The 14,288-nt window shown below is 59.4% G+C and carries 12 protein-coding genes; 8 read left to right on the plus strand and 4 right to left on the minus strand.

Going from position 1 to position 14,288, the window contains the following annotated elements:
• Positions 1 to 4: 4 nt before the first annotated feature.
• Positions 5 to 1,222, minus strand: a complete 1,218-nt coding sequence (coaBC, locus tag FPZ52_RS08545) for a bifunctional phosphopantothenoylcysteine decarboxylase/phosphopantothenate--cysteine ligase CoaBC (RefSeq protein WP_146365042.1) — start codon at positions 1,220 to 1,222, stop codon at positions 5 to 7.
• 163 nt (positions 1,223 to 1,385) lie between these two features.
• Here coaBC and FPZ52_RS08550 point away from each other — a divergent pair, with 163 nt between their 5' ends.
• Together FPZ52_RS08550 and FPZ52_RS08555 are read left to right on the plus strand one after the other, a co-directional pair.
• Positions 1,386 to 2,087 carry a glutathione S-transferase gene (locus tag FPZ52_RS08550; protein WP_146365043.1) on the plus strand — a complete coding sequence of 234 codons (702 nt, stop codon included), beginning with the start codon at positions 1,386 to 1,388 and terminating at the stop codon, positions 2,085 to 2,087.
• A 55-nt stretch (positions 2,088 to 2,142) separates the two neighbouring features.
• The gene (locus FPZ52_RS08555) at positions 2,143 to 3,654 is read left to right on the plus strand and encodes a YifB family Mg chelatase-like AAA ATPase (protein ID WP_146365044.1); all 1,512 of its coding nucleotides are present in this window, start codon (positions 2,143 to 2,145) and stop codon (positions 3,652 to 3,654) included.
• Here FPZ52_RS08555 and gshB read toward each other — a convergent pair.
• From gshB to rsmI, 3 genes are all read right to left on the minus strand, one after another.
• A complete protein-coding gene (gene gshB / locus FPZ52_RS08560) occupies positions 3,644 to 4,585 on the minus strand; it encodes a glutathione synthase (protein ID WP_146365045.1) in 942 nt (313 codons plus the stop codon). The genes FPZ52_RS08555 and gshB overlap by 11 nt on opposite strands.
• 69 nt (positions 4,586 to 4,654) lie before the next feature.
• A complete protein-coding gene (locus FPZ52_RS08565; RefSeq protein WP_146365046.1) occupies positions 4,655 to 5,005 on the minus strand; it encodes a YraN family protein in 351 nt (116 codons plus the stop codon).
• The gene (rsmI, locus tag FPZ52_RS08570) at positions 5,002 to 5,868 is read right to left on the minus strand and encodes a 16S rRNA (cytidine(1402)-2'-O)-methyltransferase (RefSeq protein ID WP_205758579.1); all 867 of its coding nucleotides are present in this window, start codon (positions 5,866 to 5,868) and stop codon (positions 5,002 to 5,004) included. Before rsmI ends, FPZ52_RS08565 begins: the two co-directional genes overlap by 4 nt.
• Before the next feature lie 106 nt (positions 5,869 to 5,974).
• On the opposite strand from rsmI, the gene FPZ52_RS08575 reads away from it, so the two are divergent.
• The 6 genes from FPZ52_RS08575 (at position 5,975) to FPZ52_RS08600 (ending at position 14,273) form a co-directional block, all read left to right on the plus strand.
• A complete protein-coding gene (locus FPZ52_RS08575; RefSeq protein WP_146365048.1) occupies positions 5,975 to 7,144 on the plus strand; it encodes a penicillin-binding protein activator in 1,170 nt (389 codons plus the stop codon).
• On the plus strand, positions 7,104 to 9,914 hold the full coding sequence (locus FPZ52_RS08580) for a [protein-PII] uridylyltransferase (protein WP_420851678.1): 2,811 nt from the start codon (positions 7,104 to 7,106) through the stop codon (positions 9,912 to 9,914). The genes FPZ52_RS08575 and FPZ52_RS08580 overlap by 41 nt, the downstream gene beginning before the upstream one ends.
• Entirely contained in the window at positions 9,911 to 11,464 is a 1,554-nt protein-coding gene (gene murJ / locus FPZ52_RS08585) for a murein biosynthesis integral membrane protein MurJ (protein WP_146365049.1), read from the plus strand. Before FPZ52_RS08580 ends, murJ begins: the two co-directional genes overlap by 4 nt.
• Positions 11,465 to 11,523: 59 nt before the next feature.
• On the plus strand, positions 11,524 to 12,564 hold the full coding sequence (gene trpS / locus FPZ52_RS08590; protein ID WP_146365050.1) for a tryptophan--tRNA ligase: 1,041 nt from the start codon (positions 11,524 to 11,526) through the stop codon (positions 12,562 to 12,564).
• Between the two features lie 105 nt (positions 12,565 to 12,669).
• On the plus strand, positions 12,670 to 13,158 hold the full coding sequence (locus tag FPZ52_RS08595; RefSeq protein ID WP_146365051.1) for a VOC family protein: 489 nt from the start codon (positions 12,670 to 12,672) through the stop codon (positions 13,156 to 13,158).
• Between the two features lie 248 nt (positions 13,159 to 13,406).
• Positions 13,407 to 14,273 (plus strand): branched-chain amino acid aminotransferase, encoded by an 867-nt coding sequence (locus tag FPZ52_RS08600; RefSeq protein ID WP_146365052.1) that lies wholly within the window; start codon positions 13,407 to 13,409, stop codon positions 14,271 to 14,273.
• The last annotated feature ends 15 nt before the right edge of the window (positions 14,274 to 14,288 follow it).

Here is a 14,288-nt window from a genome sequence, read left to right on the forward strand (position 1 = left end):
CCGGTCAGCCTTTTGGCCGGGTCTCATCTGCAAACGCGTCCACGATTTTCTGCGCCAGTCTTCGCGCGACGTCTTTCTTGGACATACGCGGCCACGCCTCGGCCCCTGCATCGCTGATCAGGGTCACGGCGTTATCCGAGCCCCCCATGATACCTGTTGCGTCTGATACGTCATTCGCGAGGATCCAGTCACACCCCTTGCGTGCGCGCTTGGCAGTGGCATGCTCGACGACCTTCTCCGTCTCCGCCGCGAAACCGATGACCAATGACGGGCGCCCATCCGACAGCTTGGACACCGTCGCAAGAATGTCGGGGTTCTCTGCGAATTCCAAGGCCGGCATCGCACCATCCGGAGTCTTCTTGATCTTCTGATTCCGCGCGCCTTCGACATGCCAGTCAGCAACCGCAGCCGCAAAAATGGCCACGTCAGCGGGAAGGGCGGCCTGCACCGCGTCCGCCATTTCCCGGGCGGTTTCAACCTGAACCAGGCGCACATGATCAGGCAATGGGGCTGCGGCTGGACCAGTCACGAAGGTCACCTCCGCCCCGAGTTCAACCAGCGCCTGCGCAAGGGCGGTGCCCTGCGCACCCGAGGACCGATTGGCGATGTAGCGTACCGGATCAATCGGCTCATGCGTCGGACCGGACGTCACCACGACATGCCGACCAGCAAGCGGACCACCCCCAATCATCGCAGCAATAGCTTCGCGAATTTCCAGCGGTTCCGCCATGCGACCCGGTCCATATTCGCCGCACGCCATATCCCCTGAGTTTGGCCCAACAACACCAATGCCGTCCTGCTGCAGCATCGCAAGATTGCGCTGTGTCGCGGGATGTTTCCACATCCGCACGTTCATGGCTGGCGCGATCAGAACAGGCTTGTTGGTCGCCATCAGCAGTGTCGAGGCCAGATCATCCGCGTGCCCGCCCGCCATCTTGGCCATCAGATTCGCGGTCGCAGGCGCAACAACAACCAGGTCCGCCGCACGCGACAATTCGATATGCCCCATCTCGGCTTCATCGGTCAGATCGAACAGGTCACGGTAACACTTGCGTCCAGCCAAAGCAGACACCGATAGAGGGGTCACGAATTCTTCGGCGGCGCGGGTCAGCACCGGCGTTACTTTCGCGTTCTGTTCACGCAACCGCCTGATCAGGTCTAGCGACTTGTAAGCAGCGATCCCACCGCCGATGATCAAGAGAATGCGTTTCGCTGCCAGCATAAGGACCCCCTTCGATCACCATCGCTTCATGGCGGGAAATGTGCCCGCAAGCGGACCACAGTCAACATGTGATTGCAATCGCAAGGATCACATCACCGATCATGATGCATGGACGCACAATAATTCGTTATACTGAAGTCCGAAATTCGGGCCATATGGCGCCATGACACATACACTTCTTCTTGCAGATCGCGCCTATTCGAGCTGGTCCATGCGGATCGGGCTGCTCGTGGATCACTTCAACCTGCCTTTGGATGTACGCTATACGCAACTCTACTGTGATGATTTTACAGAAAAACTATCGGATTTCGATCCAGCCAGAACCGTCCCCGCGCTAAGGCTGGAAACTGGTGCCGTCGTGACCGAGAGCCTCGCCATTGCCGAAGAACTGGCGGACCGCTTTCCGGACAAACCGCTTTGGCCAGCAAATGAGAACTCACGTGCCGTTGCGCGGGCGATTACTGCTGAGATGCACGCAGGATTTAATGCGCTACGCAACTATTGCCCCATGAATCTACGGCTGGCCTATCGCGATGTACCCGTTCCTGAGGACGTGAAAGCAGATCTGGAACGCCTCGACGTGATCTGGACCTATACCCGCGCTACGACCGCGCCCAGTGGCCCTTGGCTGTGCGGCGACTACTCCATCGCGGACGCATTCTTCGCACCGGTTGCCGCACGCATCGCCGGTTATGGCCTGCCCGTGTCGGAGTCCGCCAAGGACTACGTCGCCGCTCATCTGACACATCCGGGCTTCCAGCACTGGCGGAAGTTGGCCCTGATCGAAGGTCCGGACCAGAGCTTTTATGACAAGCCCTACCCGCAGGTGGAGTGGCCGGAAGAGCGTAAAGCGCTCACCCGTTAACACTTCTGCAACCACATGGCCGGACAGTCGCGAGCAGTCAGAGAATGAGGCCAGAATGGTTGCCCGCGCCTTTACGGTAGCGTTCGAAGGGCTGGAAGCCCGCTTGGTAGAAGTGCAGTGCGCAGTGTCCCCCGGCCTGCCCGCCTTCACTATCGTCGGGCTGCCTGACAAAGCCGTGAGCGAAGCAAAAGAGCGCGTTCGCGCAGCCCTGACAGCCATGTCCATTGCACTGCCGTCTCGCCGGATCACGATCAACCTATCACCCGCAGACCTGCCGAAAGAGGGGTCGCATTTCGACTTGCCCATCGCATTGGCCTTGCTTGCTGCGATCGACATCCTGCCTACAGAAGACATTGAAGACACGGTATCGCTGGGAGAGTTATCACTTGATGGCTCGCTCGTCGGTGTTACCGGGGCACTGCCCGCAGCACTGGCCGCAGCGGCGGAAAAGCTGGATCTCATTTGCCCGAAATCCTGCGGTGCCGAAGCCGCGTGGGTGGGGGATGCGCGGGTCTTGGGCGCTGCGTCGCTGGCAGAGGTCGTGCGTCACTACTCCGGCCAGTCTCCCCTGCCGGAGGCCAGGCCCGGTATTATCGCCGATGACCAAAACGCCTTCGATCTTCGCGACGTCAAGGGACAGGAACGGGCAAAGCGTGCGTTGGAAATCGCCGCTGCGGGCCAGCACCACTTACTGATGGTCGGGCCACCCGGATCGGGTAAATCCATGATGGCACAGCGCTTGTCGGGATTGCTACCGCCGCTATCCGCTACCGAGGCGCTGGAGACATCCATGATCCACTCCATCGCCGGGTTGCTCGAAGAAGGCGGCATTTCTCGAACACGCCCCTTCCGCCGCCCCCATCACACGGCGTCGGTTCCGTCAATCGTGGGCGGTGGACGCGGCGCGAAACCAGGGGAGATATCACTGGCTCATAACGGCGTTCTGTTTTTGGACGAACTGCCCGAATTTCCACGCGTCGTTCTGGAAACGCTGCGGCAGCCCATTGAAACAGGCGATGTGATGGTGTCCCGCGCAAATGCGCATGTACGTTATCCGGCCCGGTTCCTGTTGGTCGCCGCCGCCAACCCCTGCCGTTGCGGGCATATGTCCGATGCATCGCAAGCCTGCAGCCGCGCCCCTAACTGCGGCGCGGATTATATGGGACGCATCTCCGGCCCATTGCTCGACCGGTTCGACATGCGGATCGAGGTTCCTCCGGTGACATTTCAGGATCTTGATTTGCCCGCGAACGGGGAAAGTTCGGCCGCAATCGCTGAACGTGTGACTCAAGCGCGCGAACTACAGGGGGAGCGCTACAACGACAGGGCCGATGTGACCGTAAACGCAGATGTCGAAGGCGAACTTCTGGAAAAGGTCGCACAACCCGATGCCGAAGGACGCGAGATGATGACACGCGCGGCCGACCGCTTTGGTCTGACCGCACGGGGGTTTCACCGCGTCCTGCGCGTCGCGCGCACCATTGCTGATCTGGATGGATCAGACGCAGTAACCCGCACCCATGTCGGTGAAGCGCTCGGCTTTCGGATGAGTACGGCTACATGCTAGCCCTGCGGCCCTCGATCGCTTCCCAGATTTTCCCGGCGACATTGATGTCGTCGAAACGCTCAAGTTCTTGGATACCAGTGGGAGAGGTTACGTTGATTTCGGTCAGATAGTCCCCGATTACGTCGATTCCGACAAACACCTGACCATGCTCGCGCAAATAAGGGCCGATAGCGTCACATATCTCACGATCACGGTCAGTTAACCCAACCTTTTCAGGTCGTCCGCCTACATGCATGTTCGACCGTGTTTCACCCTCGGCCGGCACGCGATTGATCGCACCAACCGGCTCGCCATCCACCAGGATGATACGCTTGTCGCCCTTGGAAACCGCAGGCAGGAATTTCTGCGCAATCAGCGGTTCGCGCGAAAAGGTAGTAAACAATTCGTGCAGCGAATTGAGATTACGATCGTTGGGATCGAGCCGGAACACGCCTGCCCCGCCATTGCCATAAAGCGGCTTCAGGATGATGTCGCCGTGTTCTTCCTTGAACGCCTTCAGCGTCGCGACATCGCGCGCGATCGCGGTCGGCGGCGTCAGTTTCGGAAAGCGCAGCACCAGCAGTTTTTCCGGAAAGTTCCGCACCCAGAAGGGGTCGTTCACAACTAAGGTGGACGGGTGCACCAGATCCAGCAAATGGGTTGTGGTGATATAGTTCATGTCGAAGGGCGGGTCCTGCCGCAGCCAGACGACATCGAAATCCTTCAACGCACGGCGTTCGCGTGGACCGAGTTTGACATGATCCCCCTTGACCCGCTTCACGGTGAAATCCTGACCGGTAGCGTAGATTGTGCCTTCGACGAACGCCAGATCGTCGGGCGCATAAAAGAACATGGTATGCCCGCGAGCCTGCGCCTCTTCAGCGATCCGAAACGTGCTGTCGGCATCGATGTTGACCGAGGTGATCGGGTCCATCTGGAAAGCGATTTTCATGACGGCGATGTCTCCGTGATGTCGTTCGGGATTTGAATGACGCAAAGCCCGGGCGGACGCAATGGTTGATCAGATCAGGATGTTGGGGATGATTTCTACCTGCCCAACCCCATTGACGACACCCAGATCAAACTGGCAAGCCGTGTTCAGCCCATCGGGCAGCATCGTCAGATACTCTTCCGCTGTAGTTTGAAGGCGCCGAAGCTGTCGCGCCGAGAGGCGTTGGGTCGCACGAGCAAAACTGCTAGACGTCTTCACCTCGACGAAAACAATCAGCCCTGACCGTTCGAAAATCAGGTCGATCTCACCACTTCTGCCGCGCCACCTGCGTTCAAGGCAAGTGGCGCCGCTGGCCTCATATTGCCGTTGAACAGCATCCTCTGCCGATAGGCCGGCATGGTAGTTCCGCGCGCCGCTCACCCTTTCGCGCCGTCATTCAATGACAGGGCAAGCTGATAGACCTGACGCTTCTTCGCGCCGAAGCGGTCCGCGACGATCTGCGCGGCGTCTTTCAGGGAATTGTTGACCAACTCCGCCCGCAATGCCGCTTCCAAATCAGCCTCATCCACCTCACGCGCTTCCCCTGGTCCGACAATCAGCACGCATTCCCCGCGCGGCGGGTCGTCCTGCACCGTCTGTGCGACATCAGCAACGGTGCCGCGCCGGACCTGTTCAAACCGCTTTGTCATCTCACGGCATAACGCGACAGGCCTGTCACCGCCCGCAACCGCCGAAAGATCGTCCAGAAGAGCCGCCACGCGCTTGGGTGACTCGTACAGGATCACGCTCACCGGCAAATCGACGAATGGTTTCAACGCCTCCCTGCGAGCCTTGGACTTGTTTGGCAAAAAGCCAAGAAACAGGAAGCGGTCGGTCGGCAACCCCGCCAGCGCCATCGCGTTGATCGCAGCCGACGGTCCGGGCGCAGACGTGACCGAAAAACCGGCCGCCAGCACATCCCGCACCAGATGATAGCCCGGATCAGCAATAAGCGGCGTGCCCGCCTCGGACGCATAGGCAACAGATCTTCCGCCCGCGATCAGCGCGACTATACCTGCACGTGACGCTGGTTTACTATGGTCGTGATAGGCAATAACCTTCCGCCCGTCGAGCGGGACACCGTGGATCATCATCAGGTGCCGCAAGCTGCGCGTGTCCTCCGCCACAAGCGCATCGGCGGATGCCAGCAAGTCCAGTGCCCGCAACGTGATGTCTCGTGCTGTACCGATGGGTGTTGCGACAAGGTATAACCCAGCCTGCAGATTGGTCTTTTCAAAATTCAAAGGTTGGCCCCCGACCTCCAGCCGCGTAATGTCGACCCGACCGCGTGCCCTGTGGGGCACGGCGGAAAGACAACCCACACGTTCTGCCATCGGGGGAATGAACGCAATGACTTTCCAGTTTTTTCGGCAGCTTGGCGCGGGCGTAAAGGCCGGTGCGCTCGCATTGGCCAGCTTTGGCCTGGCGGCCTGTGACCCGTCCGCGATGAATAGCGGATTCTCTGGCGGCTCCGGTGACACTGTTCAAGTGGCACTGCTCGTGCCATCGGGATCTTCTGACGCCAACGTCGCCTTCATCGGCCAAAGCCTGACAAATGCCGCCCGCCTGGCCGCAAATGACTTGCAGGGCGTGACCGTCGATCTGCGCGTTTACGACACCGCCGGGTCCGAAGCCCTGACGTCACAAGTCACATCGCAAGCCATCAGCGAAGGCGCCGATGTCATCGTCGGCCCGCTTTATGCGCAATCGGCCAATGCGGCTGGTCGCATTGCGGCAGGCAGCGGCATCAATGTATTGAGCTTCTCGAACAACCCGGCTGTTGCGGGCGGGAACGTCTACATTCTCGGCCAGACATTCGACGATACCGCACAGAGGCTTGTCCGTTACTCCTCCAATCGCGGGCGCAACCGTTTCATGGTTATCAGCGGCAATACAACGGCTGAGCAGGTCGGGCGCGATGCCGTGGTCCGCGCAGTGCAGAATGGCGGCGGGCAACTGGTCGGCAACCGGACCTTCGAGATGTCCCAGGAAGGCGTCGCGGATGCCGCCCCCGGCATTGCAACCACCGCTTTGAATGCAGGCGCAGACGCCGTTTTTCTGACCTCCGGCCCTGAAGGCGCGCTGCCGTTCCTGGTTCAGCACCTGCCGGAGAACGGCCTGACCACTGACAAGGTACAATATATGGGTCTGACGCGCTGGGATGTCCCGGCTTCAGCCCTTTCGCTTCCCGGTCTGCAAGGCGGATGGTTCGCGGTTCCTGATCCGGCGGCCGGGCAAAATTTTGCCAACCGCTATACGCAAGCTTATGGTGCCCCACCCCACGCGATTGCCGGTCTGGCCTATGACGGTATCGCCGCTGTAGGCGCTCTGACAAGCACCGGGCGCGGGCTTTCTTCAACCGCTTTGTCTCAGGGCAATGGGTTCGCTGGCGCCAACGGGGTCTTTCGTTTTCTGCCAAACGGCACTAATCAACGGGGACTGGCAATCGCCCAGATCGCGAACAACAGGGTAAATATCATTGACCCAGCCCCAAGGCGCCTTGGCGGAGCAGGTTTCTGACCGGATAGAAACCGAAGAACCCGCACTTGATCTGATCTGCCCGGCATCGGAGATATTCGATGCCGGCGCAGTCAAAGCTTCCATCGATGCCCTTGTCGACAACGGCGAAACGGCGCGAGACCTGCGCTCGGGCGTGGTCGACATCTTGCTCAAGGCCCGATCTGCCGGGAACGCCGCGATAGCCGGCGCCATCGCCAGGAACCCGCTGAGATCCGGCCCCGCGGTCCGGTCCTACGCTTATCTGACCGACCGGATTGTCCATACCGCCTTCGACACCGCGACCACCCATCTGCATCCCCTCCGTTCCGCAAGCGAAGGTGAAAAGATCGCGCTACTGGCCATCGGTGGCTACGGGCGCGCGGAGATGGCTCCTTTCTCCGACGTTGATCTGCTATTTCTCACACCCTACAAGATCACCGCATGGGCGGAGAGCGTCATCGAGTCGATGCTGTATATCCTTTGGGATCTGCGTCTGAAGGTCGGACACGCCAGCAGGACGGTGGCCGATTGCCTGCGGCTAGGACGCGAAGATTACACGATCCGAACCTCGCTTCTGGAAAATCGTTTCCTGTGCGGACACGCACCGCTGGCGGAAGAACTGAACGACCGGCTGCGCAAGGATCTGTTCGCCAACACCGCATCTGATTTCATCGAGGCCAAGCTCGAAGAACGGTCGCAGCGCCACCACAAGCAGGGTGCGTATCGCTACATGACCGAACCGAATGTAAAAGAAGGCAAAGGCGGGCTCCGCGACCTGCAATCTCTGTTCTGGATCGCCAAATACGTGCACGGCGTGGACAGCGCGGCGGAACTGGCGGAACTCGGTGTCTTCACCCGCGAGGAATACGGTCAGTTCCAACGTGCGGAAACCTTCCTCTGGGCCGTTCGCAACCAGCTTCATCTCATCAACAGGCGCGCGATGGATCAACTGGCGTTCGACATGCAGGTCGAAGTGGCTGAACGCCTGGGCTACACCGATGACACCGAACGACGCGCAGTTGAACGTTTCATGCATGATTACTTCCGTCATGCGACCCGTGTTGGCGATCTGACGCGCATCTTCCTCGCATCGCTGGAAGCCAACCACGTCAAGAAAGCGCCCTCATTGATGGGGTTCTTCAAGCGCAAGAAGCGGTTGCGCAAAGGGTTCAGCCTGATCGAGAACCGGATCATCTGCGATGATCCAGAGGAGTTCCTGGCCGACAAGCTGAACCTCCTGCGGATCTTCGACGAAGCCCTGCGCACAGGCTACCTGATGCACCCCGATCTGCTGCGCCTGGTGACATCCAACCTTGGCCTGATCGACGATGAGATGCGGCGTGACCCGCAAGCCAACAAGATATTCCTTCGGATGCTGCTGGATCGTGGCAATCCCGAACGCGCTTTGCGGCGGATGAACGAACTTGGGGCCCTGGGAGCGTTTATGCCCGAGTTCCAGAAGATCGTCGCGATGATGCAATTCAACATGTATCACCATTACACGGTCGATGAGCACACAATCCAATGTATCTCCACGCTGGCCGATATCGAACGCGGCGAAAAGATCGACTCGCTACCCTTCAGCACCCGCATTATGCATGAGACAGAGGTAAACCGGCGCATTCTCTATGTCGCGATGCTACTGCACGATATCGGCAAGGGACGGAAAGAGGACCATTCCATTCTGGGCGCGAAGATCGCGCGTCACGTTGCGCCCAGACTTGGGCTGGATGCCGAAGAATGCGCGACCGTCGAGTGGCTTGTCCGCTATCATCTGCTGATGTCAGACATGGCCCAGAAGCGCGATATCGCCGATCCGCGCACAGTCCGGGATTTCGCGAAAGCCGTGAAAACCCAGAAGCGGCTCGACTTGCTGATCGTGCTGACCACGTGCGACATCATCGGTGTGGGACCGGGGACGTGGAACAACTGGAAGGCAATGCTGCTGCGTAATCTCTATCGTCTGACGACCGATGCGCTGGCGACAGGCATGGAGGACATGAACCGCGAAGCGCTCGAAACCGACGCGAAATCCGCTCTGCGCAAGGAATTGAACGACTGGCCGAAAGAAGCCATCGATCATGAGATGTCCCGTCACTACGGGCCATACTGGCAAGGATTGCACACCGAAACCCACCGCGTCTTTGCAGAACTGCTCGACGGTATCTCCAACGACGAGATCCGCATCGACATCAAGCAGGACGAGGCCCGCGATGCGACACGCGTTTGCTTCGCGATGGCCGACCATCCCGGCATTTTCGCGCGACTCGCCGGGGCGCTAGCGCTGGTGGGGGCGAATGTGGTTGACGCCCGCACCTACACCTCGAAAGATGGCTACGCGACTGCCGTGTTCTGGGTACAGGACCAGGACGGATCGCCCTATGAAAACGCACGCATGGATCGGCTGAAAACCATGATCTATAAATCCCTGCGTGGACAGATCGTGACAGGTGAGGCCATGGAAAGCCGCGACAAGATCAAGAAACGCGAACGCGCCTTCCGACACCCGACTTCCATTGCCTTCGACAATGAAGGGTCGGAGATTTTCACCATCATCGAGGTCGACACACGCGACCGTCCGGGCCTTCTCTTCGATGTCGCGCGGACCCTTGCGGCCGCGAACATCTACATTTCCTCGGCACAGATCGCGACCTATGGCACCCAGGCAGTCGATACCTTCTACGTCAAGGATATGTTCGGCCTGAAGCTGCACGCGACGGCGCGACAACAAGCACTGGAGAAACGCTTGAAAGACGCAATCGAGCAGGGCGCAAACCGAGCCACTACATGAAGCCTACCAGATTGATCAGCGGTTTCATGACCGTTGGAGGGTGGACGTTCGGCAGTCGTATCCTCGGTTTCGTGCGCGACGCGATGATCGTGGCCCTGCTGGGCACCGGTCCGGCCTACCAGGCCTTCATCGTCGCGTTCTCCCTGCCCAACATGTTCCGCCGCTTTTTCGCGGAAGGCGCGTTCAACATGGCCTTCGTGCCGATGTTCGCCAAACGGCTGGAAGGTGACGACAACCCGAAAGGATTTGCGCAAGACGCCTTTTCCGGGCTGGCAAGTGTACTGCTCATACTGACGCTGGCCGCACAGATATTGATGCCAGCGTTGGTCTTTTCGATGGCGAGCGGCTTTGTCGGACAGGAACAGTTCGATCTGGCCGTGCTGTTCGGGCGCATTGCCTTTCCCTACATCCTGTTCATATCCCTCGCAGCATTGCTCAGCGGTATTCTGAACTCCACCGGTCGCTTCGCGGCCGCTGCGGCAGCGCCCATCCTTCTCAACGTAATCTTCATCGCCTTTATGAGTTTTGCCGTCTGGAACGGTGGCAACGTCGCTCGGGCGCTGATCTGGGCCGTTCCGGTGGCTGGCATTGCGCAATTCATTCTCGTTTGGGGCGCCGCAAGCCGCGCAGGGTTCAAACTGTCAATCACCCGTCCCGTACTGACGCCAGAAATCAAGCAACTCATCATCGTTGCCCTGCCTGCCGCAATGGCGTCCGGGGTGGTCCAGATCAACCTGCTGATCGGTCGTCAGGTCGCCAGTTATTTCGACTACGCGATGGACTGGATGTATACAGCCGACCGGCTTTACCAACTCCCGCTTGGAGTCGTGGGCATCGCCGTCGGCATCGTGCTTCTGCCGGAACTGTCCCGCCGTTTGCGAGCGGGGGACGAGGCCGGAGGGCGCCACGCTTTCAGCCGCGCCGGCGAGATATCGTTGGCCCTGACGATCCCCGCTGCGGTCGCGCTACTGGTGATCCCCGGCCCACTGGTTACCGTCTTGTTCGAGCGTGGAAAATTCACGGCAGAAGACACCGCAGGCACTGCGATCGCAGTAGCAATCTACGGCCTTGGCCTTCCCGCGTTCGTGCTGCAGAAGGTATTACAACCGCTCTACTTCGCTCGGTCGGATACAAGGACACCGTTCCGCTTCGCCGTAGGCGCGATGATCGTCAACGCAGCCTGCGCCGTGGGTCTCGCCCCCGTCATCGGCTGGACGGCTGCAGCAATCGGAACAACGATTGCGGCATGGGCCATGGTGGGGATGCTCCTCTGGGGAGCGCGTAGAATGGGCGACACCGCCCGCTTCGACGACCGTTTTCGCACGCGCGTTCCGAAGCAAATTCTGGCCGCCGTATTTATGGGCGCGGTGCTGATGCTGTTCCGCCTGCCGCTTACGGAGGCCCTTCATACAGATGGTGTCAGATATTTGGCTTTGGCGGCCTTGGTCGCTGCAGGTGTGATCAGCTACTTCGGCGCGGCCCATGTGATCGGAGCGCTGCGGTTATCCGACGTGAAGTCTTCAATGCGACGGGGCGGCAGCGCAGGTTGACCCCTATGCGGCCCGCCGCTAATCGAACAAGCATCAGAAGTTCCAGACGGAGAACAACCATGACGGATGCGGTCCAAACGCAATCCAGCCCAACGCAGTTCAAGCAGCGGGTTTTCTCGGGCATCCAGCCGACCAATCATCTGCAGCTTGGCAATTACCTCGGCGCGCTCAAGCGCTTCGCGGGCATGCAGAACAGCGGCATCGAGACGCTCTACTGCATCGTCGATCTGCATGCGATTACCGTCTGGCAAGACCCCGCTGATCTCACACGCGCAACGCGCGAACTGGCCGCCGGGTACCTGGCGAGCGGGCTGGACCCAAAGAAATCGATCCTGTTCAATCAAAGCCAGGTGCCGGCCCACACCCAAATGGCTTGGGTCTTCAACTGTGTCGCTCGCATGGGCTGGCTGAACCGGATGACGCAGTTCAAGGACAAGGCCGGCAAGAACCGCGAAAACGCGTCTGTGGGTCTGTTCACCTATCCCAACCTGATGGCGGCCGACATCCTCGTTTACAAGGCGACGCATGTGCCCGTGGGCGAGGACCAGAAGCAGCATGTGGAACTGACGCGCGACATCGCGATGAAGTTCAACAACGACTTCGGCACGGAATTCTTTCCCATCACCGAGCCGGTGATCGAAGGCGTCGCGACCCGCGTCATGAGCCTGCGCGACGGCACCAAGAAGATGTCCAAATCCGATCCGTCGGATATGAGCCGCATCAACCTGACCGATGACGCCGACACCATCGCGAAGAAAATCCGCAAGGCAAAGACCGATCCGGAACCTCTTCCCGAAACGTTGGACGGCTTGCAGGATCGGCCAGAGGCGAAGAACCTCGTCAACATTTACGCAGCTCTTGCAGACAGCGATCCGGCGACCATCATTGCGGAATTCGGTGGCCAGCCATTCTCCGACTTCAAACCGAAGCTCGCCGAATTGGCAGTCAACAGCCTGTCACCCATTACCAACGAAATGAACCGGCTGATGGAAGACCCGGCTGAAATCGACCGCATCCTTGCGGATGGAGCGCGGCGGGCGCAAGAAATTGCGGCTCCGATTGTGGATGAGGCGTATAAAATTATAGGGATGGTCCGGTAGATTTACGCCCACTCCTACATTTTTGCACAAAAGCCATGCGCGGATAGGCCTTATCTGTCGCATGGTTTGCGGCCATCATTTGAGCAACACCATTAGGAGCTCAAGATGACCAACCCCATTTCCTCCGACGTCCGCATCGGGCATGTCCACCTCAAAGTTGCCGATCTCGACCGCTCCGTCGCCTTCTATCGCGATGTGCTGGGATTTGAGGTGCAGCAATACTACGGCAGACGCGCTGCCTTTCTGTCGGCAGGCGGCTATCACCACCATATCGGCCTGAACACATGGGAGAGCGCGAACGGAACGCCCCCACCCCATGGCCATACGGGTCTTTTCCATGCGGCGATCCTTTATCCCGACCGCGCCTCTCTTGGTGATGCGCTGCATAGGTTGACCCAAGCAGGCATCGCGCTGGATGGCGCGGCTGATCATGGGGTCAGCGAAGCAATCTATCTGCGTGATCCCGATGGCAACGGGCTGGAACTTTACCGTGATCGCCCGCAAGAAGAGTGGCCGCTCGATGAAAGCGGCGAACTGGCGATGGTCAACGCACCCCTGGATCTCGACGCATTGCTGGCAGATCGCGAGCGCTGAGTTTCACCAAACCTACACAAAGACGACATAAATTCGTGCCAAAGCACCCTCACCCTGCGCGAGCGTGCGAGTGGTGCCCGTCCCCCAATCCCCGGCGCCTGCCATAAGAACTCAACTCGTCGCGGTCATGCTCACAGGCATCCCCGGCTTTATGACCCAACTGCCCCGGCCAACGCGCCGGGGTTTTGCTGTCTGGACGCCTTCTGCAGCAAAGTCTAGGACTACGCCCAACAGACGGAGCAAGACCCATGGCAACCGGAACCGACATTCGCACCTATTTTAACGGAAAATGGCATGAAGGCGATGTGCCTGTCATGCGCGCCGCAGATCATGGCGCTTGGTTGGGCTCCACGGTGTTCGATGGTGCGCGCTACTGTTACGGCATGGCACCCGACCTGTGGGCACATTGCGAGCGGGTGAACAAGTCGGCGCAGGCGTTGATGATCACACCCACATATAGCACACAGGAGATTTTTGACATCGTGTGGGAGGGTTTGAAGCTCTATCCTCAGGATGCCGCGCTTTACATCCGTCCGATGTATTGGGCGCTTCAAGGGGATGTCAGCGCCATCGTGCCCGCGCCAGACGCGACGGGTTTTGCGATCTCTCTGGAAGCCATCCCCATGGCTCCCGACGATGCAACGGTAACGCTGACAACGACGCGTTTCCATCGACCCGTTCTGTCCGACAACGTAACCAACGCAAAGGCCGGTTGCCTTTACCCTAACAACGCGCGCATGTTGGCCGAGGCCCGATCCAAAGGATACGGAAATGCGCTTGTGGCGGACGCGATGGGCAATGTGGCCGAAAGCGCCACTGCCAACGTATTCCTGGTACGCAATGGCGAAATCTTCACACCGATTCCGAATGGCACTTTCCTCGCCGGCATCACCCGCAAGCGCCACATCACCAATCTTCGCACGGCAGGCGTCGCTGTTCATGAGACCGTTTTGACCTTCGACGACTTCAAGCAAGCAGATGAAGTATTCCTGACAGGCAACATGAACAAGGTGACTGGCGTCAGCCGCTTCGATGACACGGAATACGATGCCAATGGCCCGCTGACACGCACGGCTCGGGAACTATACTGGGAATGGGCACGCACGCAGGAGTGATCTGTCCCTTGCCAG

This window comes from Qingshengfaniella alkalisoli (genome assembly GCF_007855645.1).
Lineage (GTDB): Bacteria > Pseudomonadota > Alphaproteobacteria > Rhodobacterales > Rhodobacteraceae > Qingshengfaniella > Qingshengfaniella alkalisoli.

Coding starts and splice junctions, on each gene's coding strand:
- trpS (WP_146365050.1), top strand. CDS start 11,524: ATGACGGATGCGGTCCAAACGCAATCCAGCCCAACGCAGTTCAAGCAG.
- FPZ52_RS08550 (WP_146365043.1), top strand. CDS start 1,386: ATGACACATACACTTCTTCTTGCAGATCGCGCCTATTCGAGCTGGTCC.
- coaBC (WP_146365042.1), bottom strand. CDS start 1,222: ATGCTGGCAGCGAAACGCATTCTCTTGATCATCGGCGGTGGGATCGCT.
- murJ (WP_146365049.1), top strand. CDS start 9,911: ATGAAGCCTACCAGATTGATCAGCGGTTTCATGACCGTTGGAGGGTGG.
- gshB (WP_146365045.1), bottom strand. CDS start 4,585: ATGAAAATCGCTTTCCAGATGGACCCGATCACCTCGGTCAACATCGAT.
- FPZ52_RS08600 (WP_146365052.1), top strand. CDS start 13,407: ATGGCAACCGGAACCGACATTCGCACCTATTTTAACGGAAAATGGCAT.
- FPZ52_RS08575 (WP_146365048.1), top strand. CDS start 5,975: ATGACTTTCCAGTTTTTTCGGCAGCTTGGCGCGGGCGTAAAGGCCGGT.
- FPZ52_RS08555 (WP_146365044.1), top strand. CDS start 2,143: ATGGTTGCCCGCGCCTTTACGGTAGCGTTCGAAGGGCTGGAAGCCCGC.
- FPZ52_RS08595 (WP_146365051.1), top strand. CDS start 12,670: ATGACCAACCCCATTTCCTCCGACGTCCGCATCGGGCATGTCCACCTC.